This is a genomic window from Leisingera sp. McT4-56 (assembly GCF_020514995.1).
In the GTDB taxonomy this organism is placed as follows: domain Bacteria; phylum Pseudomonadota; class Alphaproteobacteria; order Rhodobacterales; family Rhodobacteraceae; genus Leisingera; species Leisingera aquaemixtae_A.
Window position 1 is genome coordinate 34,192 of sequence record NZ_JAJALF010000004.1, and the last position, 21,125, is coordinate 55,316.

The 21,125-nt window shown below is 65.5% G+C and carries 18 protein-coding genes; 6 read left to right on the forward strand and 12 right to left on the reverse strand.

Annotation, left to right across the window (positions count from 1 at the left end; genetic code table 11):
* Window positions 1–161 precede the first annotated feature (161 nt).
* The gene (locus LHL23_RS07175) at window positions 162–1,742 is read left to right on the forward strand and encodes a bifunctional metallophosphatase/5'-nucleotidase (protein ID WP_226429331.1); all 1,581 of its coding nucleotides are present in this window, start codon (window positions 162–164) and stop codon (window positions 1,740–1,742) included.
* Between the two features lie 164 nt (window positions 1,743–1,906).
* Entirely contained in the window at window positions 1,907–2,215 is a 309-nt protein-coding gene (locus tag LHL23_RS07180) for a J-domain-containing protein (RefSeq protein ID WP_226429332.1), read from the forward strand.
* A 6-nt stretch (window positions 2,216–2,221) separates the two neighbouring features.
* Here LHL23_RS07180 and LHL23_RS07185 read toward each other — a convergent pair whose 3' ends face one another.
* Window positions 2,222–3,970, reverse strand: a complete 1,749-nt coding sequence (locus tag LHL23_RS07185; protein ID WP_226429333.1) for a tetratricopeptide repeat-containing sulfotransferase family protein — start codon at window positions 3,968–3,970, stop codon at window positions 2,222–2,224.
* A gap of 90 nt (window positions 3,971–4,060) precedes the next feature.
* On the opposite strand from LHL23_RS07185, the gene LHL23_RS07190 reads away from it, so the two are divergent.
* On the forward strand, window positions 4,061–4,750 hold the full coding sequence (locus LHL23_RS07190) for an SOS response-associated peptidase (protein WP_226429334.1): 690 nt from the start codon (window positions 4,061–4,063) through the stop codon (window positions 4,748–4,750).
* Between the two features lie 3 nt (window positions 4,751–4,753).
* On the opposite strand, the gene LHL23_RS07195 is transcribed toward LHL23_RS07190, so the two are convergent.
* Entirely contained in the window at window positions 4,754–5,245 is a 492-nt protein-coding gene (locus tag LHL23_RS07195) for a MarR family winged helix-turn-helix transcriptional regulator (RefSeq protein ID WP_226429335.1), read from the reverse strand.
* 165 nt (window positions 5,246–5,410) lie between these two features.
* On the opposite strand from LHL23_RS07195, the gene mnmH reads away from it, so the two are divergent.
* Window positions 5,411–6,463 carry a tRNA 2-selenouridine(34) synthase MnmH gene (gene mnmH, locus LHL23_RS07200; protein WP_226429336.1) on the forward strand — a complete coding sequence of 351 codons (1,053 nt, stop codon included), beginning with the start codon at window positions 5,411–5,413 and terminating at the stop codon, window positions 6,461–6,463.
* Window positions 6,464–6,502: 39 nt separating this feature from the next.
* Here the strand turns inward: mnmH and selD are convergent, their stop codons facing one another.
* From selD to LHL23_RS07235, 7 genes are read right to left on the reverse strand one after another with little or no spacing between them, the layout of a single operon-like run.
* Window positions 6,503–8,665, reverse strand: a complete 2,163-nt coding sequence (selD, locus tag LHL23_RS07205) for a selenide, water dikinase SelD (protein WP_226429468.1) — start codon at window positions 8,663–8,665, stop codon at window positions 6,503–6,505.
* A 31-nt stretch (window positions 8,666–8,696) separates the two neighbouring features.
* The gene (locus tag LHL23_RS07210) at window positions 8,697–9,098 is read right to left on the reverse strand and encodes a Na+/H+ antiporter subunit G (RefSeq protein WP_226429337.1); all 402 of its coding nucleotides are present in this window, start codon (window positions 9,096–9,098) and stop codon (window positions 8,697–8,699) included.
* Between the two features lie 10 nt (window positions 9,099–9,108).
* The gene (locus tag LHL23_RS07215) at window positions 9,109–9,378 is read right to left on the reverse strand and encodes a K+/H+ antiporter subunit F (protein WP_019295814.1); all 270 of its coding nucleotides are present in this window, start codon (window positions 9,376–9,378) and stop codon (window positions 9,109–9,111) included.
* A complete protein-coding gene (locus LHL23_RS07220) occupies window positions 9,375–9,872 on the reverse strand; it encodes a Na+/H+ antiporter subunit E (protein WP_226429338.1) in 498 nt (165 codons plus the stop codon). Before LHL23_RS07220 ends, LHL23_RS07215 begins: the two co-directional genes overlap by 4 nt.
* The gene (locus LHL23_RS07225; protein ID WP_226429469.1) at window positions 9,869–11,407 is read right to left on the reverse strand and encodes a monovalent cation/H+ antiporter subunit D; all 1,539 of its coding nucleotides are present in this window, start codon (window positions 11,405–11,407) and stop codon (window positions 9,869–9,871) included. Before LHL23_RS07225 ends, LHL23_RS07220 begins: the two co-directional genes overlap by 4 nt.
* Complete coding sequence (locus tag LHL23_RS07230) at window positions 11,407–11,760, reverse strand: Na+/H+ antiporter subunit C (protein WP_226429339.1); 354 nt, start codon at window positions 11,758–11,760, stop codon at window positions 11,407–11,409. Before LHL23_RS07230 ends, LHL23_RS07225 begins: the two co-directional genes overlap by 1 nt.
* Window positions 11,761–11,762: 2 nt before the next feature.
* Window positions 11,763–14,624, reverse strand: a complete 2,862-nt coding sequence (locus LHL23_RS07235; RefSeq protein WP_226429340.1) for a monovalent cation/H+ antiporter subunit A — start codon at window positions 14,622–14,624, stop codon at window positions 11,763–11,765.
* A gap of 280 nt (window positions 14,625–14,904) precedes the next feature.
* Between LHL23_RS07235 and LHL23_RS07240 the strand changes: the two genes are divergently transcribed.
* Together LHL23_RS07240 and LHL23_RS07245 are read left to right on the forward strand one after the other, a co-directional pair.
* Entirely contained in the window at window positions 14,905–15,378 is a 474-nt protein-coding gene (locus LHL23_RS07240) for a rhodanese-like domain-containing protein (RefSeq protein WP_226429341.1), read from the forward strand.
* The gene (locus tag LHL23_RS07245) at window positions 15,375–16,208 is read left to right on the forward strand and encodes an alpha/beta hydrolase family esterase (protein ID WP_226429342.1); all 834 of its coding nucleotides are present in this window, start codon (window positions 15,375–15,377) and stop codon (window positions 16,206–16,208) included. Before LHL23_RS07240 ends, LHL23_RS07245 begins: the two co-directional genes overlap by 4 nt.
* 269 nt (window positions 16,209–16,477) lie before the next feature.
* On the opposite strand, the gene mdoH is transcribed toward LHL23_RS07245, so the two are convergent.
* Genes mdoH through LHL23_RS07260 form a run of 3 tightly spaced genes read right to left on the reverse strand, consistent with a single transcriptional unit; the run spans window position 16,478 to window position 21,119 of the window.
* Entirely contained in the window at window positions 16,478–18,355 is a 1,878-nt protein-coding gene (mdoH, locus tag LHL23_RS07250) for a glucans biosynthesis glucosyltransferase MdoH (protein ID WP_226429343.1), read from the reverse strand.
* A complete protein-coding gene (locus LHL23_RS07255) occupies window positions 18,352–19,860 on the reverse strand; it encodes a glucan biosynthesis protein (RefSeq protein WP_226429344.1) in 1,509 nt (502 codons plus the stop codon). Before LHL23_RS07255 ends, mdoH begins: the two co-directional genes overlap by 4 nt.
* Window positions 19,857–21,119: an OpgC family protein gene (locus LHL23_RS07260; protein WP_226429345.1), complete on the reverse strand. Its 1,263-nt coding sequence runs from the start codon at window positions 21,117–21,119 to the stop codon at window positions 19,857–19,859. Before LHL23_RS07260 ends, LHL23_RS07255 begins: the two co-directional genes overlap by 4 nt.
* Window positions 21,120–21,125: the final 6 nt, after the last annotated feature.

Below are 21,125 nucleotides of genomic sequence, written 5' to 3' on the forward strand. Positions count from 1 at the left end.
TCGGCCTGATGCCCTGCGTTTGCAAAGGAATCAAGGGGGATCGGCCGTATGCGGCCGTGCAATGCTGACGTCAGGGGAGGCAGTATGGACCCTTTTCCCCTTTGACCGGCGCGGCCTTTGGGCGCAGGCTCCCCTTTAAACAGAACACGGGAGCGCTCTTCATGATTGCACGGATTCTCACCCCGGTTGCGGCCTTGGCCCTGACAGTCGGCAGCGCGGCAGCGGAGTACAAGCTGACCATCCTGCACACCAACGATTTCCACTCGCGGTTCGAGCCGATCAACAAATACGACAGCACCTGTGACGCCGAAGATCAGGCCGAGGGCAAATGCTTTGGCGGCACCGCGCGGCTGGTGACCGCTATTGCCGAGGCCCGGGTGCGGGCGGAGAACACGATCCTGGTTGATGGCGGCGACCAGTTCCAAGGATCGCTGTTCTACACCTATTACAAGGGAAAAGCCGCGGCGGAGTTCATGACCAAGCTGGGCTATGACGGGATGACCGTCGGCAACCATGAATTCGACGACGGGCCGGAAGTGCTGCGCGGGTTCATGGATGCGGTGGGCTTTCCGGTGCTGATGTCCAATGCCGATGTCTCGGGTGAACCAGCGCTGGCGGATGTGCTGAAGAAATCCACGGTGATTGAGCGCGGCGGCGGGAAGATCGGCCTCATTGGCCTGACGCCGGAGGATACGCATGAGCTGGCAAGCCCCGGCAAGAACGTGCATTTCTCCGATCCCGTGGCGGCGGTGCAGGCTGAGGTCGACAGGCTGACCGCCGAGGGCGTTAACAAGATCGTGGTGCTCAGCCACTCCGGCTATGGGGTGGACCAGCGGGTTGCGGCGGAGACCACTGGGGTGGACGTGATTGTAGGCGGGCACAGCAACACCTACCTGTCCAACAGCTCGGACAAGGCGGTCGGGCCGTATCCGACCGTGGTGAACGGGGTGCAGATCGTGCAGGCCTATGCCTATGGCAAGTTCCTTGGAGAGCTGAATGTGAGTTTTGACGACGCGGGCCATGTGGTCAGCGCCACTGGCGAGCCGCTGATCATGGATGCGGCCGTCAGTGAGGATGCGGCCACGCTGGACCGGATCGCGGAGCTGGCGCAGCCGCTGGATGAGATCCGCAACAAGGTGGTGGCAGAGGCGGCGGAGCCCATCGAAGGCAGCCGCGATGTGTGCCGGGTGCAGGAGTGCCAGATGGGCAACCTGGTGGCCGATGCAATGCTGGACCGGGTCAAGGACCAGGGCGTGACCATCGCCATTGCAAACTCCGGCGGCATCCGCGCCAGCCTCGATGCAGGGGAGGTCACCATGGGCGAGGTGCTGACCATCCTGCCGTTTCAGAACACGCTGTCGACCTTTGAAATTGACGGCGAAACGCTGGTCGAGGCGCTGGAGAACGGCGTCAGCCAAGTGGAGGACGTCAAGGGCCGGTTCCCGCAGGTCTCTGGGTTGAAATTCAGCTGGGACAGCTCTGCCGCGCCGAACGCGGGCCGGGTGCAGGAGGTGCTGGTGGCTGAGGGTGACGGCTTTGTGCCGGTTGATCCGGCCAGGACCTATTTTGTGGTCACAAACGATTACGTCCGCAATGGCGGCGACGGCTATGCGATGTTCGAGGGCGACGACAAGAATGCCTATGATTTCGGCCCGGACCTGGCGGATGTGCTGGCGGAGTATCTGGCTGCCCAAGGCCCGTACACGCCCTATACCGACGGACGGATTTCGCAGGTGAAATAGGCGGGCTGAAATAGGTCAGCGTTGCTGCCTGAATGTTTCGCGCGCGAAACATTCAGGCAAGAATACTGCCGCATTATTTTCAGGGATTGTTAAGCTTTGCGGTCTGTTCCTTAACGGCCGCCAAGGGCTTTCGCCGCCCGCGCGCGCATGGCAGAATGCAGGTCATGGACCACCCGCTGATCGACCTTATCAATGCCCGGATCGAAGCCGCCGAAAAGGACGGCGCCTTTGACAATCTGGAGGGCGCAGGCAAACCGCTGCCGAAATGCGAGGACCCGGAGAATGAGCTGGTCAACCGGCTGGTGCGCGAGAGCGGCGGGGTGCCGGAGTTCGTGAGCCTGTCGCGTGAGCTGCAGCGGCTGCGGGCGGAGCTGCGGGAGGCCGGCGACCGCAGCCGCCGGCAGGAGATCCTGAAAGAGATGTCGATGATGGACGCGCGGATCGAGATCGCGCGCAAGGCTTACACGAAGTAAATCCTGCTAACCTTTGATTTCCGGCCAGATTTGCGGGTCCAGCCCGTCGACGAACGGCGCCAGGACATCAGCGTATTTCTCCCACTTGCCGATTGACCGCGTGTGCGCCGTCTGCCGCACCTGTGTGTTCGACAGCGTCAGCACCTGGCCCTCGTGGCGTTCCGGGTGAGCCATGTCCTCAACCCAGTCCAGCCCGCAGAACTCTGCCAGCTTGCGGCTTTCGCCCTCAATATCGGCAACGAAGCTCTCATAGCGCAGGTCATAGATCCGGCCCGGCATCACCTGCCGCCAGTGCTGCATCAGCCGGCCATAGAGGTTGAAGCGGTGCGCCATCGCCTTGAGGTCGTAGGCATAGGTGAGCGAGCTGCCGGAGAAATAGCCGCGCCAGATCGACAGCGCCACATCGCGCGGATCGCGGCAAAGATGAACAAAGCGTGCATCCGGGTAGGCGGTCAGCAGGTGGCCCAGCAGGCGGTAATTGTCGGGCATCTTGTCGACATAGGCTGCCGTGCCCTCTGGCATTTCGGGCAGGCGGCTGATGTCCTCTGCCACGAAGTTGCGTGCGGCCTCGGGGGTGAAGTCCTGATCCTTGTCCAGATAGGGATGCAGCAGGAAGGCCGGCACGCCGCGTTCGCCCAGCGGGAAAACGTCGGGGTGCAGGCCGATCACGGTCTCGGTCAGCGTGGTGCCGGAGCGGGGCATCCCCACCACATAAATCGGACGCGGTCCTTCTGGACTGGTCTCTGCCGGGGTGATCTCCGCCGGGAAGGCCGCCATAATGCGGCTGAACTGGCGTTCACTTACCTCGTAGTCATAGGGGGTCTGTGCCGCCATACAGGCGTTTGCTTCGTCATTATGGGCGGCAAAAGCCTCCTTGTCGCCTGCCTGATCCGCGATCCGGGCCAGGGCAAAGCTCACGTTGGCACGGTCGAGCGAGCGGGGCGCGGCGGCTTTCAGCGCCTTTTGCGCAATGGGCAGCAGCTCTGCGTTCTGTTCGCGGCTGCTGATGCGGGCCAGCATTTCCAGCACCTGGGTGTCCTTGGGGTCCAGCTCCAGCAGCGCCAAGCACTGCTCGCGGGCTGCGCCGCTTTCACCATTGGAGATCAGCTGGCTGGCCAGGCGGCGGCGCGCCTCGGCGTTTTGCGGCGCCACGGCAACGGCCTTTTGCGCGGCCGCGGTGGCCTCCTCCTGCCGCATCAGCCGGGCCAGCAGCAGGCTGGCGTTCTGCAGCGCGTCGGCGTCGTTGGGGTTCACCTTCAGCGCGGCCTGGTAGTCCGCCAGCGTCGCTTTTTCGTCGCCCAGCGTGTTCCAGGCGGTGGCGCGCAGCCGCAGCATCCGCGGCTGGCGCGGATCGCGGGCCAGCGCGGCGGTTGCAGTCTCGATCGCGGCCTCGGCGTCGTTCATCACCAGATGCGCCTGCGCCTGCAGATACAGAGCTGGCTGATCGCCGGGCTGGTCCTTCAGCACCCGTTCCAGCAGTTTCATCGCCTGTTCGCCCTGCTGCAGGAACAAGAGCGTCTGCGCCAGGTTCTTGCGAGCGTCGTGAAAGCCGGGGGCGAGCGCCAGCGCCTTCTTGAAATACGGGACGGCATCGCGGTGCTTGCCGAGGCCCGACAGGGAGATGCCGGCGATATTGGGGAAATCCGGGTGGCTCTTGTGCCGCTTCATGCCGCCCTTGGACTGTTTCAGCGCCTGTTTGAACTTGCCCTGGTTGAGAAAACCCAAGGCGGACTGGAGATCGTTCTGAAGAGTCATGAGGCCTATCTATCATCCTGTCAGGGCGGCTGAAATCCGGTGGCCAAGGCAGGTTTTGCATCTGCGCCCCGGGCCGGGTTAGAAATCAGCATGTGCGGACGATTTGCCATAACCCTGCCCACCGATGCAATGGCGCAGCTGTTTGCGGCGCAGCCTGCGAATGATCTGCCCAAGGTGCCGAACTTCAACGTCTGCCCCACCAACCCGGTGCATGTCGTGCAGGCGGGCGATACGGGACGGCAGCTGGTTTCGATGCGCTGGGGGTTCCTGCCGCATTGGTACAAAAGCGAAAGCGCCGGGCCGCTGCTGATCAACGCGCGGGCGGAGACGATAGCGGAAAAGCCCGCCTTTGCGAAGGCTGCCCGGGAACGGCGCTGCCTGATCCCGGCCACCGGGTTTTATGAATGGACCAAGTCGGAGGACGGCGCCCGGCTGCCCTGGTACATCCACCGCAGCGACGGCGCGCCGATTGCCTTTGCCGCCGTCTGGCAAAACTGGGGCGCCGACGATCCGGTCAAAACCTGCGCCATTGTCACCACCGCCGCCAATCAGGGGCTGTCTGCCGTCCACCACCGGATGCCGCTGATCCTGGAGGCGGAGGACTGGGGCAAATGGCTGGGGGAGGAGGGCCATGGCGCCGCCAGGCTGATGCAGCCGGGGCCGGAGGGCGTGCTGGACTACCACCGGGTCGATCCGGCGGTGAACTCCAACCGCGCCGAGGGGACGGAGCTGATCGAGCCGTTCGGGGAAGATGATATCCCGCGCGGCCAGCTGATCTGAGCGTTACTCCGCGGCGTGGCGGGCCGGCAGGTCGCGCTGCGGTGCGCGGCTGAGGTCGTTGCCTGCAAGCGTCGCCTTTTGCAGCAGCGCCACGAAGGTTTCCTGCTCAGCTTCCGTGAGGCCGGTCAGAATGCTGGGCTGGGAGGCCCGCACGATGGGCAGGATGCGGTCCAGCAGCGCTTCGCCGCCGCGGGTCAGGCTGACCTCGCGGGCACGGCGGTCGGCCTGGGACACGCGGCGTTCCACAAACCCCTTGTCCACCAGCCGGTCCACGACCTTGCCCAGTGTCGCGCGGTCATAGGCGATGAGGCCCGCAACCGACGCCTGGTCGATGCCGGGATGGCGGCGGATTGCGGCCATGGCGGAAAACTGCACCGGGGTGAGGTCCACGCCCTCTGCCGCCATCTGGTCCATGAACTGGGCCACGGAAATCTGGTGCAGCCGCCGGATAAGGTGGCCGGGCAGGGTGTGGATGTCCAACGGGTCGGTCGTCATGGCCTTCTGGTCCTTGCCGGTTTGGTCGTCCCGGGTGCGTCTGCCCCGGCGGTTCTGCTTGCAAGGCTTGCCTTAGCGCCCCGTGCGCAGTGCGCGCAAGTTATATTGCCGCAAGCCGGGGATTTGCGGCTTTTCCTTGCCCAATGCGCGCGGTAGAGCTGGGGCATGGCGCTGAAATTCACCTCCCTGCAAGAGTTCTATGCCCACGGGTTCGACACCGTGATCGACGTGCGCAGCCCGGCGGAACATGCCGAGGACCACGTGCCCGGCGCAATCAGCTTGCCGGTGCTGAACAACGAAGAGCGCGCCAAGGTCGGCACCATCTATGTGCAGGACAGCCCCTTCAAGGCACGCAAGCTGGGGGCGGCGCTGGTGTTCCGCAATGCCGCCAACCACATCGAACAGAGCCTGAGCCATCACGACGGTGGCTGGAAGCCGCTGGTCTACTGCTGGCGCGGCGGCCAGCGGTCCGGGTCGTTCACCTGGATGCTGCAGCAGATCGGCTGGCGCGCCGAGGTGGTGGAAGGCGGCTATCAGACCTACCGCCGCCTGGTGCACAAGGCGATGTATGAAACCGCGCTGCCGCACTACCTGGTGGCGCTGGACGGCTATACCGGATCGGCCAAGACCGAGGTGCTGAAACGCGCCGGGGAGCTGGGCGCGCAGGTGCTGGACCTGGAGGGGCTGGCCAATCACCGCGGCTCTTTGCTTGGCGATATGCCCACACCGCAGCCTTCGCAGAAAGCGTTCGAATCAGCGGTGGCCGGTGCGCTGATGCGGCTGGACCCGGCCCGCCCGGTGCTGGTCGAGGCGGAATCGAATAAGATCGGCCAGCGGATCATTCCGCCCGCGGTCTGGGAAGCGATGAAGCAGGCGCCGAGGATCGAGCTGCAGGTGCCGGTTGCGGCCCGGTGCCGGTATCTGGTGCAGGCTTACGACGATATCCTGTCAGACTCGGAGCGGCTGCGCGAGAAGCTGGGGCCGCTGCGCGCCCATCGCTCCGGCGCGGTGGTAGACGGCTGGTTTGATTGCATCGATGCAGGGGACAAGGCTGGATTGACTGAGGCGCTGATGGTTGAGCATTACGACCCGGCCTACCGCAAATCCCGTGCCGCGATTGGCGCGGTGGTGGCCGCCACGGTCGAGGCCGGAACGCTGGATGAGGCCGGGCTGGATGCCGCCGCGGCGCAGGTTGCGGAGATCATGACCGGCATGTGAGGCCGGCGGGACGGGGATCTTCCGCCCAACGGGAGCGGGTCAGGCGCTGAGCGTGATCGCACCTACACCTTCTGTGACCTTGCCGATGAGGGCCGCCGGGTAGCCGGCTGCGCGCAGCTGTTCCAGCACCTCATCAGCCCGATCTGCGGCAACCGCTGCCAGCAAGCCGCCCGCGGTTTGCGGGTCGAACAGCAGGTCTTGCCAGCCGGTGGTTTTGAGCTCCGCCACGGCGGCCTGGTTGGCGGGAAACAGCGAGGAACGGATGCCGCGGTCCGCCAGCTCTGCGGCGCCCTGCATCAGGGGGATCCGGGTGGTGAACAGCTCTGCGCCTGTGCCGGATGCCTCACAGATACCAAGCAAATGCCCGAGCAGGCCAAAGCCGGTCACGTCGGTCATTGCGTGCGCGTCCTGCAGGATGCGGGCAGCGGCGCCCTGCGGCTGGCTCATCTGTTCCAGCGCAGCGGCCACCCAGTCTCCCTTGGCCGCGCCCGCCATTTCCGCAGCCATCAGCACGCCGGAGCCGAGGGGCTTGGTCAGGACCAGCGCATCGCCGGGTTCGGCGCCGGCGAGGGTGATCACGGGGCGGGGGCAAAGACCAGTGACGGTGAAGCCAATGGTCAGCTCATCGCCCAGCGAGGTATGGCCGCCGATGATGGCGGCGCCGGCTTCTTGCATGACCTCAGATGCGGCCCCCATGATCTCCTGCAGGGTGCGGGCCTGCAGAGCGGGCGACATGCGCGGCAGGATCAGGTTGGCGGTGGCGGCCTGCGGCTCTGCCCCCATTGCCCAGATGTCGCCAAGCGCGTGCACGGCCGCTATACGGGTCATCAAAACCGGGTCGTTTGTGAAGCTGCGCAGGTGGTCGGTGCTGATCACTTGTTTGACGCCGCCGGTGGTCAGCAGCGCCGCGTCATCGCCGGGCAGGGGCGTTATGTCGTCGCGGCTCGCATTGCTGAGACCGGCAAGCGTGCCGAGCAGGGCATCTCGCCCGACCTTGGCGCCGCAGCCGCCGCACATGGGCTTGTCTCCCAGCGCCTCCTCCATGTCCAGCGTGTGTTCGGCCGGCAGCGGTGGGCCCTCCATCGCAGGCAGGTCGCGGAATTTCTCCATGAAGGCCTGGTCGATGCGGTCCTTCCAGCTCCACATCAGCGGGCCGGCAAGGGTGGTGCCGAAGCGTTCGCCAAGCGCCTCGCGCGCGCCCATGGAGATCAGTTTCAGGTAATCCTTCTGCGGCCGGTATTTGCGCAGGGGATCGCCCGTCAACTGGGCGCGCAGGTTGTGGTAGAGCACCGGCGACTGGCGCACGGCATAGACGCCTGCCTTGGGGCGCGGGGCAAAATCCATATGGGCACAGTCGCCGGCGGCAAAGACATTGGCGGCGGAGCTTTGCAGGGTCTCGCCGACCCGGATGAACCCGTCCTGCAGGGCCAGCCCGCTGTCCGCGAGCCAGCCGTAGGGGCGGGCGCCGGCGGCGCCGGTGGTGAAATCGGACAGGATCTCGCTGCCGTCCTGCAGTGTTATGTAGCCGTCTTCGATGCGCTCGATGCGGGCGTTCTCCTCCAGCCGCACGCCATGTTCGACCAAGGCGCGGCGCAGCTTCTGGCCGGCCTTTTCGCCAATGGCGCGCAAGGCCTCGTCGCTGTCGATCAGCGTCGCCTGGGCGAGGCGGCCGCGGGATCTGAGGGAATAGGCCATGGCCAGGATCAGCTCCGCCCCGGCAACGCCGCCGCCGATCACCGCGACATGGGCGGGGCCGTCCTCCTCGCGGAAGACGGCCCATTGGGCGGCGAAGCGGTCCAGCGGCTTAGCCGGGATGCCGTGCTCGGCAAAGCCTGGAAGGTCCGGCATGGCGGAGGTGATGCCGATGTCAATGGAAGCAACGTCATAGGCAATCGGCGGGCGGCCCGGCACATGCACCAGCTGGGCCCCGGTGTCGATATGCTCTGCCGCTCCCAGCACCACGCGGGCGTCGGCAAAACGGGCGAGGCGGACCAGGTCAATGTCCAGCTCCCCGCGCCCGTAATGGCCCGCAACAAAACCGGGCAGCATGCCGGAATAGGGCGCGGTAGGGCCAGGGTTGATGACGGTCAGCCGGGCACCGGGCAGGGGTTTCATGCCCCATTTGCGCAGCACCAGCGCGTGGGTGTGGCCGCCGCCGACCAGCACCAGATCCCGGGTTAGCGGCAAGCGGGAGGTGTCCATCACGGTTTGTGCCTTCCTGACTGTCCCGCGCTTATTCTTCGGCGGGCGGGTTATGAGCTGCGTGCCGGCGTTCCTCGTCCTCGGGCGTGTCGTGGGTGGCCCAGTGATCGTCGCCGCCGGCCTCGGGCATGGTTTCGCGGCTCTCCTGCCGGTGGATATGCACCTTGGCGATGAAGTTCGCGGTGATCGGCGCGGTCAGGAACAGGAACAGGGTGATCATTAGTTCGTGGTAGGAGAAGTGCTCCTCGAACGCGGCCGCATGCAGCATCGAAGCAAGCAGCACGCCGCCGACACCCAGGGTGGTGGCCTTGGTCGGGGCGTGCAGCCGCGACATCGGGTCGTTCAGCTTGATCAGCCCGAAGGAGCCGACAATGCCGAAGATCCCGGCAATCACCAGGAAGGCGGCAACGAGGAGTTCAAACAGGTTTTCCATGTACTTGCCCTCACTCGATAATGTTGCCGCGCAGGATAAAGCGCGCGTAGGCCACGGTGGAGACAAAGCCGAGCATGGCGATGATCATCGCGGCCTCGAAGAAGATCTCAGTTCCCAGGGCCATGCCGTAAAGGACCATCAGGGCGATGGCATTGATGAACATGGTGTCGAGTGCCAGGATACGGTCGGCCACGTCGGGGGCGGTGACGACCTTCCAGAGGTTCATCAGCATGGCGAGCGCGAAGCAGGCAAAGGCGAAGGTGGCAGCGCTTTCGATCATTCGAAAATCTCCATCAGCCGGCGCTCGTAGCGCTGTTTGATCTCATCCCGCACCGCGTCCGGGTTGGGGGCATCCAGGCAGTGGACCAGAAGGGCGTGGCCCTCATCCGAGACATCCGCCGACAAGGTGCCCGGGGTCATGGTGATGGTGCCCGCGAGGGCGGTGATCGCCTCCGGGGTTTTCAGCTCCAGCGGAATGGTGATCCAGTTGGGGCGGCGGTCGGCGTTGGGTTTGAACAGCACGATGCGGGCCACGATGATATTGGCCTGGATGATGTCCATCAGCACCACCAGAATGTACTCCGCGATCTTCAGCGGGCGCCGCAGGGTGGGGCGGTTGGGCCAGTAGGGCTGTGTCACGAAGGGGATGATCACGCCCAGCATGAAGCCGAAGACCAATGAGTTCAGCGACCAGCGGTTTACCATCAGAAGCCAGGTGAGGGTGAGCAGGATGGTGAGAAACGGGTGCGGGAACAGCCGCCAGATCAGTTTCATTCCGCGGTCCTCCCAAGCACGGTGTCGATATAGGCTGCAGGCGCATAGAGCTGCGCAGCCGTTGCCTCGGCATAGCGTGTGGCGGGGCCTGCAAAGACAGTTAGCGCCACCAGCCCGCCAAGAAGGCCGAAGCACGCCACAAAGGGCAGCTGCGCCGGTTTGGCGGGCAATGTGCCCACGGGCGGCGCCTCGCTGGTGGCGGGTTCTTCGGACTCCAGCCCATGGCCCTTCCAGAACAGGAGCGAGCCTGCGCGGGCCATGCCGATGATGGTGACGAGCGAGCCCAGCAGGATCACCCCCCAGATCCAGGGCGCCAGATCGGCGCCGCGGGTGGCGTCCAGCACCAGGAGCTTGCCCAAAAATCCAGACAGCGGCGGCATCCCTGCTAGCGCGATGGCGGCGGCGAAGAACAGCGCCGAGATCAGCCCGGTCTGCGGCATCGGCAGCTGCGGAAGGATCCACTGGCCCTGGCGCTCCATCACCAGGTCGGCCACCAGGAACAGCAGTGCCGCAGCCAGGGTGGAGTGCACCAGGTAGTAGAGCGCAGCGGCGGCGGCGGTTTGGGTGAACAGCGAAACGGCAATCAGCAGCGTGCCCATGGAGGCGATGGCGCCGAAAGCCGCGAGGCGCCCCAGCTTCTTGGAGCCGAGCACGCCGATGGCGCCTGCGCCAAGTGTCAGCAGGGCGGCGGGCAGCAGCCAGGCCTCCGTCAGGCCCGCTGTGGCCTCGACCTCTGGGCCGAAGACCAGCGTGTAAATGCGCAGGATCGAATAGGCGCCGACCTTGGTCATGATGGCAAAGAGCGCCGCCACCGGCATCGGCGCGTTGGCATATGCCGAGGGCAGCCAGAAATGCAGCGGCAGGAGCGATGCCTTGATGGCAAAGACCAGCAGAAGCATCACCGCACCGACCCTTAGGAGTGCCGTATCCTCAGCCGGGATCTGGGCGACCTTCACCGCGAGGTCGGCCATGTTCAGGGTGCCGGTCACCGCATAAAGCGTGCCAAGCGCAAACAGGAACAGGGTGGAACCCAAAAGGTTGAAAACCACATATTGCACGCCGGCCTGGAACCGGCGGGTGCCACCGGAGTGGATCATTAGCCCATAGGAGGCAATCAGCAGCACCTCGAAGAAGACGAACAGGTTGAAGGCGTCGCCGGTCAGAAAGGCGCCCATGATGCCCATTAGCTGGAACTGGAACAGCGCGTGGAAGTTGCTGCCGCGGGTGTCCCAGCCGGAGCCGATGGCATAGAGCAGCACCGGCAGAGCCAGCAGCGACGTGAGCACGATCATCATCGCCGATAGACGGTCCAGCACCAGCACGATGCCAAAGGGGGCAGGCCAGTCGCCCAGCTCATAGACCTTGACGGTGCCGTCCGCGGCCTGTGCGGCCAGTGCCAGGGTGATGCCAGCCAGCAGCACCGCGCTGGCGAGCGAGAAGATCCGTTGCAGGTCCAGATGGTGGCGCAGCACCATGATGATGAAAGGCGCAACAAGGGCGGGCAGCACCACCGGCGCGATCAGCAGATGCTCCATCATGCGTCCTCCTCTGCGCCGTCTGCCTCAACCGGCATGGCGGTGCCGTCATCGCGAGACGAGAGAAACGCCCCCAGCGCGATCATTACCACCACGGCGGTCATGCCAAAGGAGATCACGATGGCCGTGAGCACCAGCGCCTGCGGCAGCGGGTCGGTATAGGCGACTTCCTTGTATTTGTTCAGGATTGGCGGCGCACCGGTGACCAGCCTGCCGGTGGCGAACAGGAACACGTTGACCGCATAGGTCAGCAGCGACAGGCCCAGGATCACCGGGAAGCTGCGGCGGCGCAGGATCAGGTAGACACCTGCCGCCGTCAGGATGCCCACGGCAGAGGCAACGAGAAGTTCCATGGTTATCCCTCCGTCCCGGTCTTGGCCGCTTCGTCGCGGGCCGGGTTGATGTCCATTGCGTGCTCAGAGCTGATGCCCGGCTGCCAGGCGAAGCGCGACAGGCTTTCCAGTGCCAGGAGCACCGCGCCCACAACGGCCAGGAAGACGCCGAGGTCGAAAAGCGCGGCGGTGGCCCATTCGAACTCCTCCAGCGGCGCCCAGTGCAGGTAGCCGAAATCGCTGGTCAGGAACGGCTTTCCGTTGAACCAGGCCCCCATGCCGGTGGCGGCGGCGATCAGCACGCCGGAACCGATGATGGCGTGATAGGGGTAGCGCTGCCGCTCGGTCGCCCAGGCAAAGCCGGAGGCCATGTATTGCATGATGATGGCGATTGCGGCGACCAGCCCGGCGATGAAGCCGCCGCCCGGCAGGTTGTGGCCGCGGAAGAAGATATAGGCCGCAACCATCAGCGCCAGCGGCATCATCACCCGGGTCGCTACCACCATCATCAGCGGATGGCTGTCGCCTGCCTGCGGCAGGTCCGGTTTGCGGTTCAGCAGATAGGCACGGACCTTGGAGGCCAGCACCGCCTCGGTCAGGGCGAAGATCACCATGGCGGCGATGCCCAGCACGATGATCTCGCCGAAGGTGTCGTAGCCGCGGAAGTCGACGAGGATCACGTTCACCACGTTGGTGCCGCCGCCGCCCTTGTAGGAATTGGCGAGGTGGAAATCCGAAATCGTCGGAAAGGCAAAATCCCGCATCAAGAGCGCATAGATCAGCCCGCCGGCGCCCAGTCCCGCCACCACCGAGATCGCGCCGTCGCGCAGGCGGGTGAGGGCCGGGGTTTCCACCGGGGTTTCCTTGGGCATGAAGTTGAGGGCCAGCAGCATCAGGATGATGGTGACCACCTCTACCGAGATCTGGGTCAGCGCCAGGTCGGGGGCCGAAAGGTAGTTGAAGGCCATGGAGACGACCAGGCCGACGACGCCGATCAGAACCAGCGCCAGCAGGCGGTTGCGGTGCTTGGCGACGATGAACAGCGTCGCCACCACCAGCGCGAACCAGCCGACTACTGGCAGCATGCCCGGCTCCTGCAACTGGCGGGTCTCAGTGCCCAGGGTGCCGCCGCGGTAGGCGAAATAGCCGACCGCCACTGTGAAGGCGACCATGATTGCGGCGTACCGGGTCAGGACACCGTTGTGCAGCCCTTCGGTCACGAGCTGGCTGAGGCGGGTGAAGGCGCCGATCAGGGCATCGAATATGGTCTTGGCTTCGGGCCGGGGCATGGCGTTCCAGACCCGCTGCAAGGGCGCATGCAGTGCCAGCAGGGCGAGGCCGCCGATGGTGGCCGCCACCGACATGTAGAGCGCCGGGGTCAGTCCGTGCCAGAGCTTGAGCGAGTAATAGGGCAGCTCGCCGCCGCCTGTCACCGCGCCTGCGGCTGTCGCGACCATAGGGCCTGCAATCCTGGCCGAGGCGAGGCCGATCAAAACCACCAGAACCACCAGGAACGCCGGGCCGATCCACATGCCGGTGTTCGGGTCATGCGGATGGCCGGGATAGTCGTCGCGCTTGCGGCCGAGGAACACATGGGCGATGAAGCGGAAGGAATAGGCGGCTGAGAACAGCGCCGCCACCGTGGCCAGAGCTGGCACGATCAGATGCGAGCCGTTCCAGATGGTGTGGGCGGTTTCCTCCAGCATCATCTCCTTGGACAGGAAGCCGTTGAGAGGCGGGATGCCGGCCATCGACAAAGCCGCCACCATGCCGATGGTGAAAGTGACCGGCATCAGGTGGCGCAGTCCGCCCAAGCGCTTGATGTCGCGGGTGCCGGCCTCGTGGTCGACGATGCCCGCAGTCATGAACAGCGCCGCCTTGAAAGTGGCGTGGTTGATGATGTGAAATACCGCGGCCACCGCCGCGATCTTGGTGCCGAAGCCCAGCAGCATGGTGATCAGGCCCAGGTGGCTGACGGTGGAGAACGCCAGCAGCGCCTTGAGGTCGTCCTTGAACAGAGCAATTACCGCGCCGACCAGCATGGTAACAAGGCCTGTGGTGGCAACGATGTAGAACCACTCCGGCGTGCCGGCCAGCACCGGCCACAGACGGGCCATCAGGAACAGCCCGGCCTTTACCATGGTGGCGGAGTGCAGATAGGCCGAAACCGGTGTTGGCGCCGCCATCGCGTGCGGCAGCCAGAAATGGAACGGGAACTGCGCCGACTTGGTGAAGGCACCGAGCAGGATCAGGATCAGCGCGGGCAGGTAGAGATCCGAGGATTGGATCGCTTCCTTGTTCTGGAGAATGACGCTGAGATCATAGGAACCTGCGATATGACCCAGCATCAGCATGCCGGCAATCATCGCCAGCCCGCCGGAACCGGTGACGGTCAGTGCCATGCGCGCGCCTTGGCGGCCTTCGGGCAGGTGTTTCCAGTAGCCGATCAGCAGGAAGGAACTGAGCGAGGTCAACTCCCAGAACACCAGCAGAAGCAGGATGTTGTCGGACAGCACGATGCCGACCATCGCGCCCTGGAACAGCAAGAGGTAGCTGTAGAACTGCCCCATCGGGTCTTCGCGCGACAGGTAGTAGCGGGCGTAGAGGATGATCAAGAGACCGATGCCGAGGATCATCGCCGCAAACAGGAAGCCGAGTCCGTCGAGAAAGAAATGCGCGTTGACGCCGAGTGCGGGAAGCCAGTCCACGGCGGCATAGACCGTTTCGCCGCGGAACACGGCGGGAATGTGCAGCATCAGCCCGATAAAGGCGAGCAGTGTGGTCAGCCCGGCGGCTGAGGCCGCAGCATTGCGCCCGGCGCGGATCAATAGCGCGGGAAAGACGGCTCCGAGGAAGGGCAGGGCCGCAATCAGGAAAAGGGACACGTGCAAGTCTCCTGTCGGGTTGGCGCTTCGTTGTTATTGGGCCAGTGCTAGACAATTTTGTTGCCCGCAGCCACCCGGCCGCCCCTGGTGCAGTGGTAATACCGCAGCCAGAGGCGGAGTGAATACGCTTGTTACGGGCATAATTGGGCAACGGACGCGCAATAACAAGAACTTGACCGGCGGATTCGGTCTGTTTCTGGTGATTGACGGTGCCTGTGCTGCTAGTTCTGGGGGCAGGCCCGCCAGCGGGCCGGTGCAAACTGCAGGCGGCGGAGGAAGGATGCCTGAGGCAGAGGTGCAGAACCCGAAGCTTACGCGGCGGCTGATGCTGCTGGGCGGCGCCGCGGCGGCGGCGGGCTACGGCTATTGGTGGCACCGGCGGCAGCCGCCGGTGCATGATCATCCGCGGCTGACGGCAAAAGAGGCTTTCGCGCTGGCGCAGGCAGGAGAGATTACCCTGGTGGACATCCGCACGCCGCGGGAATGGCGCGCTTCGGGGGTGCCTGCGGGCAGCCATCAGATCGACATGCGGCGCCCGGATTTCATCGAAGCCCTGCAGGCGGCAGCAGGACCGGACCCTGCGGCGCCGGTGGCGCTGATCTGCGCCCGCGGCGTGCGCTCCGCCCGGATGACGCTGGCGCTGGCTGAGGCGGGGTATTCCAACGTGATCGACGTGCCCGAGGGCATGCTGGGCTCCGGCGCCGGGCCGGGCTGGATTGCGGGCAACCTGCCGGTGGCCCGGTGGACAGAATGAGGAAAGCGCTGCTGGGCGCGGCGGCGGCAGCGGTCTTTGCGCTGCTGGCCGGCGTGGCGGCAGCCGGCTGCGGCGGGGAAGCAGGCAAGTGCAGTGCCGAGGGCGGCAACTATCATATCGCATTGCCGGAACGCGCCGCCGCCGCCCCGGTGGTGATGTTCCTGCATGGTTACGGCGGCAGCGGAAGCAGCGTTCTGCGCAACAGGAGCCTGGTGGAGGGGCTGACGCGGCGCGGCTATGCGGTGATCGCGCCCGAGGGGCTGAGGCGGGACGGCAGCGGCCCGCAGTCCTGGGGCTTCGGCCCGTTCACGGGCGGCCGCGACGAGGGCGCATTCTTTGCCGCGGTGCTGGCGGACGCGGCGGCGCGGTTCGGCACCTCAAAGTCGAAGACGGTGCTGGCAGGGTTTTCGGCCGGAGCCTTCATGGTGCATTACCTGGCCTGCCGCGATCCTGCAGCCTTTGCCGCTTACGCGCCGGTTTCGGGGGCCTTCTGGCGGCCGCAACCGGAGCGCTGCGCAGGGCCGGTTCGGCTGTTGCAGGTGCATGGCTGGAGTGATGAAGTGGTGCCGCTGGAGGGCCGGGTGCTGGGCGGCGGGCGCTTCGAACAGGGGGATGTGTTTGCCGCGCTGCAGGTCTGGCGCGCGGCCAATGGCTGCACCTCCCATGCGCCGGACCGGGCGTGGAGCGCTGAGGGCCTGCTGCGCCGACGCTGGGACTGCGGCCCTCGCGCCGGGATTGAGCTGGTGCTGTTTGACGGCGGCCATACGCTGCCGGAGGGCTGGGCGGAGCTGATGGCGGATTGGTTCGAGGATCTGCTTGCGGTGCGCTAAGCAGCGGCAGCATTGCGCAAGACGCAAGAGTTCCCGCCCCTTTGCCCGAAAATCACAGATTTGCGGCAAAGCGTTGGGCCGGGCAGCGCGCCCTGGCGGGCGCGCTACGGCTGTCATTTTCCGGGCATGAGCTGTTTGCGGAGCTGTTGCATGGCGTCTGACGCGGGCCGCGCCGCGCATCAGCGCGGCGCCGGACCCAAGGCTGCCAAGGGTGTCCCGGTGAGAGCCGGGGCATCCTGCGGGTGCGGGTGCCGCTTGGTGCGACAGGCTTACTCTGCCGGGGTGCCGTGCGGCGCGCTGCCGTCCAGCAGGGCCTTCAGCTCGGCGCGGGCAGCACGGGCTGCGCGGGTGATCTGAGGCTCAGTGAACTCCTCCCGCGTAGCCATCCAGTGGCGGATGCGGTTGACGGTCTTGACGCCGGACAGCGCCGACAGCGGCACCGCCAGCACCAGCGACAGCGCAATCGGTGCCAGCCACAGCGACACGGTGCCGGTCAATATGCCGGCCCAAAGCGCAACGCCGCTGACGGTTTCCAGCGCGTGGCAAGTGATCAGCGTGCGCAGGGAATAGCTGCCGCCGTCGCGTGCCTGCGGCGCCCAGCCGCGCTGCAGGCCAAGCGCGGTGCGGAACACGGCGATCATCTGCTGCACCATCAGGATCGGTGCATAGAGGATGGCCAGCACCACCTCGGAGAGGAAGGACAGCGCGAAATGCACCGGGCCGCCGTACTCAGAAAACCGGCTGCCGGTCATCGGCAGCGCCGCTGCGGCCAGCATCTTGGGCGCCAGCAGCATTGCGTAGATCAGGATGATCACCAGAACATGCTTGGGCTCGGACATGTCCGGCCAGCTGGGGCGGAAGGGGTTGGCCTCGCTGAAGTAGCTGATCACCGAGGCTTCCTCGCTGCGGCCGATCACCGCCCAAAGCACCAGCAGCGCAAACCAGACCGGTGCCATCAGGTAGCCGATCGCGCCGGCAAACAGGTGGAAGCGGGAGATCGCGCGGAAGCCCTTGGCGTGCAGCAGGTTCAGGTGCTGCAGGTTGCCCTGGCACCAGCGGCGGTCGCGCAGGATGTGGTCGATCAGGGTGGCGGGGGTTTCCTCATAGGAGCCGCGGATGCGGGGCAGAAAGCGCACCGACCAGCCGGCCCGGCGCAACAGGCCTGCCTCGACGAAATCGTGGCTCATGATCAGCTTGTCGCCGCCGCCAAAGCGCGAGCGCAAGAGCGGCAGGCCGGCGCAGGCGGCAAAGGCGCGGGTGCGGATGATGGCGTTGTGGCCCCAGTAGTTGCCCTCGTGGCCGGCCCAGCGCGCCAGGCCTTCGGCGAGCGCCAGGCCATAGACGCCGTTGGCAAACTGCTGCATGCGGCCAAAGACCGACTGGGCGCCGATCAGCTGCGGGTAGCTCTGGATCAGGCCGGCGCCGGGATCGCGGGCCAGCGCGTCGGCCAGCCGGGCGATGGCGCGGCCGGTCATCAGGCTGTCGGCGTCCAGCACCAGCATCGCCTCATACCCTGCGCCCCAGCGGCGCACCCAGTCGGAGATATTGCCGACCTTGCGGCCTTCATTGTCGTCGCGGCGGCGGTAGTAAAGCTCAGTGCCTTCCGGCAGCATGGTGCGCAGCGCCTCGACGCTGGCACGCTCCTGCGCGGCAATGGCGTCGTCGCGGGTGTCCGACAGGATGAACATCGCGTATTCATGCAGGCCGCCGCGGCCGTGCAGCTCCTGCAGCATGGTCTGGGCGTTGCCCAGCACGTACCAGGGCACCTCGTTGTAGACCGGCATCAGCAGCGCCACCTTCATCGGCCGGGCCGCGCCGCGGGTGACCGTGCGTTCGCGGCGCGACAGTCCGTAGAGGCCGAGCAGGACGGTGGAGACGGTGAAGGCGATCCAGAAGAAGTTGAAGGCGATCAGCGCCAGCAGGATCACCTCCAGCACCGAGAAACCGCCGTCGGTGAACCAGCCGCCCATCACCCAGGTGAGCACACCGGTCGCCGCCATCGCAGGCGAGAAGGCCAGCAGGCGCCACAGCGCCACCTGGCCAGGCGCGGCGCCGCCGGGGGCGGCCGAGTCGCGGAAGTCCTTGCTGAAGTCCTGTTCCGGCATCGCCAGAGGCTGTTCCGGAGGCATCAGATCACATGCAGTCATGCGGTCCACCTGTAAAGCCAGACTTCGGAAGCGGGGCTGCCGCCTTTCCTGAGCTGGGCGCGAAGTTCGACGTGATCCCGGTCGCCGGGATCGAAGTAAAAGGCGAGCCGCAGACCGCCCGTTTCCGGGTTGCGCTGCAGCACGCCTTCGCTGGTCGCCACATGGGGAGAGTGGATGTGGACGTCAAGGGTCTCGGGGCCGCCATCAAACAGCGGGTGCGCATCGAAATCGACGGTGACGATCCGGCCCGGTCCGCCGAAGATCCGCGCACCCTCGGCGGTGTCGATAACCCGTGGCACTGAGAGCACCGGTTCCTCGCCCCAGGTGAGGCGGTAGTTGAGGCTGATCTCCGATCCGGCGGCATAGGGCTCGCGCGGGCGCCAGTAGGCAACGATGTTGTCGTAGATTTCCTTGTCGGCGGGGATTTCCACCAGGGTGACGGCGCCTTTGCCCCAGTCTTCCCTGGGTTCCACCCACAGGCAGGGGCGGTCGTGATAGAAGGCTTCCAGGTCGTTGAAGTCCGACAGCCTGCGGGCGCGTTGCATCAGGCCGAAGCCGCGCGGGTTTTCGTCAACGAAGGACGACACCTGCAGGCGCTTGGGGTTGGCCAGTGGCCGCCACAGGGTTTCGCCATTGCCGTTCTGCACCAGCAGGCCGTCGCTGTCGTGCACCGCCGGTCGGAAATCGTCGAAGCGGCTGCGGTTGGTGGCATCGAACAGGAACATCGAAGTGAGCGGCGCCAGCCCTGCGTGGGTCAGCTCCTCGCGGGCGAACAGGGTGGCCTCCACATCCATCACGGCGCTGCTGCCGGGGGTGATGGTAAACCGGTAGGCACCGGTCACAGAGGGGGAGTCCATCAGCGCATGCACCACCATAGACCTTTGGCCGGGGGCGGGGGCCTCGAGCCAGAACTCGATGAATTCCGGGAATTCCTCGCCCTCGGGGTCGGCGGTCTTCAGGGCCAGGCCGCGGGCCGACAGCCCGTAGGCATTGCCGGTGCCGATGGCGCGGAAGTAGCTGGCGCCCTGAAAGACGCAGAATTCGGTTTTCTTGCCGGGTTCGGATTGCTCGGTGCGCAGGCGCAGGCCGGAGTAGCCCAGATGCCCTTCGGTGGTCAGCTCCGGCGCCTTGTCGGTCTTGTCGAACAGCGACAGGTCGAAAGCCACCGGCTTGGCCAGGCCGTCTGCCACGGTGTTGATCTGCACGGCGCGCGGGAAATAGAGGCCGGGCAGGAAGAAATCGACGTTGTAGCTGCGGTCGGTCTTTGACCACAGCGCGTCCTTGGTGCGGAACCAGCGGGCCTTGTAGTCGTCATAGGACTGGTCCAGCCAGTCCTGCGGCACGGCCGGGCGCTCGGCATAGTCCTTGCTGGCAAGCGCGCGCGCCTTTTCCACGACCACGTCGCGGGTAAAGGGGATGGCTTCGCTAGCCAAGGCAGGCAGCGAGGCCAGGGCGGTGCTGCCAAGCGCGGCGGCTAGGAACGATCTACGGGTAAAAGAGCTCATTTTTTGGCTCTCCAAGGCTGTGACTTGAACCAGGCTGCGGTGTAAGCGCAGACAATGATTAGGAAAAAGCCAACCAGGTTGGCGAATGCCGTGGTCATAACCGCGCGGTCGGTCTGGTCAAGCGCAAAGCCGATGAAACGGGCCAGCGCCATGGAAAAAACAAACACCGCAAGCGATTGCTGGCCGACCTTGGTCACAAGCTGCAGCAGCACTGCCCAGACGCGCGCGGCCAGAGAATTGCCGGTTGCGATCAGGCGCTTGCCGCCGGTACCTGCAGCCACCCAGCCGAGATAGGCCAGCGACAGGAAATGGGCGTAGCGCAGCAGGCCGAAGTCGGTCTTTTCGCGCCACTCCGCGGTGATTTCCCATGTGGGGCGGATCAGGTCGGCTAGATCCTTGTTCGCGGCTTCCACCCACAGGAACACTTTCCAGGAGCCGAACGGCGCTGACAGGATCACAAAGGCTGCGGCCAGAACAACCAGTGCCTTGGACACCGGCGGCGCGGGCAGCCAGCCCTTCATGAAGGCAAAGCCGGTAAAGAACAGCAGCTGCCAGCCGAGCGGGTTGAAGAACCACTCGCGGTCGGACCAGGGCTCAGCCGGGAAGGAGACGCCATTGGGGCCGAGGCCGATCATATAGGGGTTCGCGGTGAGCCAGATCAGGATGCTGGCGGCGGCCACGGTCCACAGGCTCGCTTTCTCCAGCCCCATCATCAGCGGCATCAGCAGCAGCACCACCAGATACATCGGCAGGATGTCGAAGTAGTTCGGAACATAGGTAAGGGTGAACAGGCCGCTCAGCTGCTGCACGGTATTGGTGAAGAACCAGTGCAGGTTCAAGGAACCGATATAGCTCTTGTCGAAACCGCCATAAAGGTCGAGCAACGCCATTGAAGCGGCAAGGAAAAAGAACAGGCCGATATGGGCCCAGTAGACCTGCCAGCAGCGGAACACCACGCGGGCGGAGCCCAGCCACCAGCCCTGCCGGGCAAAGGAACTGCCGAAGGCTATGGCCGAAGCCATGCCGGAGCAGAAGACAAAGATCTCGGTTGCGTCCGAAAAGCCGAACCGTGCCGGAATCCAACTGGCCCAGCGGTTGCCCGGGATATGGGCCACGAGGATGATGAACATCGCAATGCCGCGGTAGAAGTCGAGCCGCGGATCGCGGACGCGCGGCTGGGCCGCCTGCGGCGGAGGTGCTGCACGGTTGGCGGCACTGGGATCTTTCTGAGGCCCGGGGAAGGGCGCAACGCTGGACATTGGATG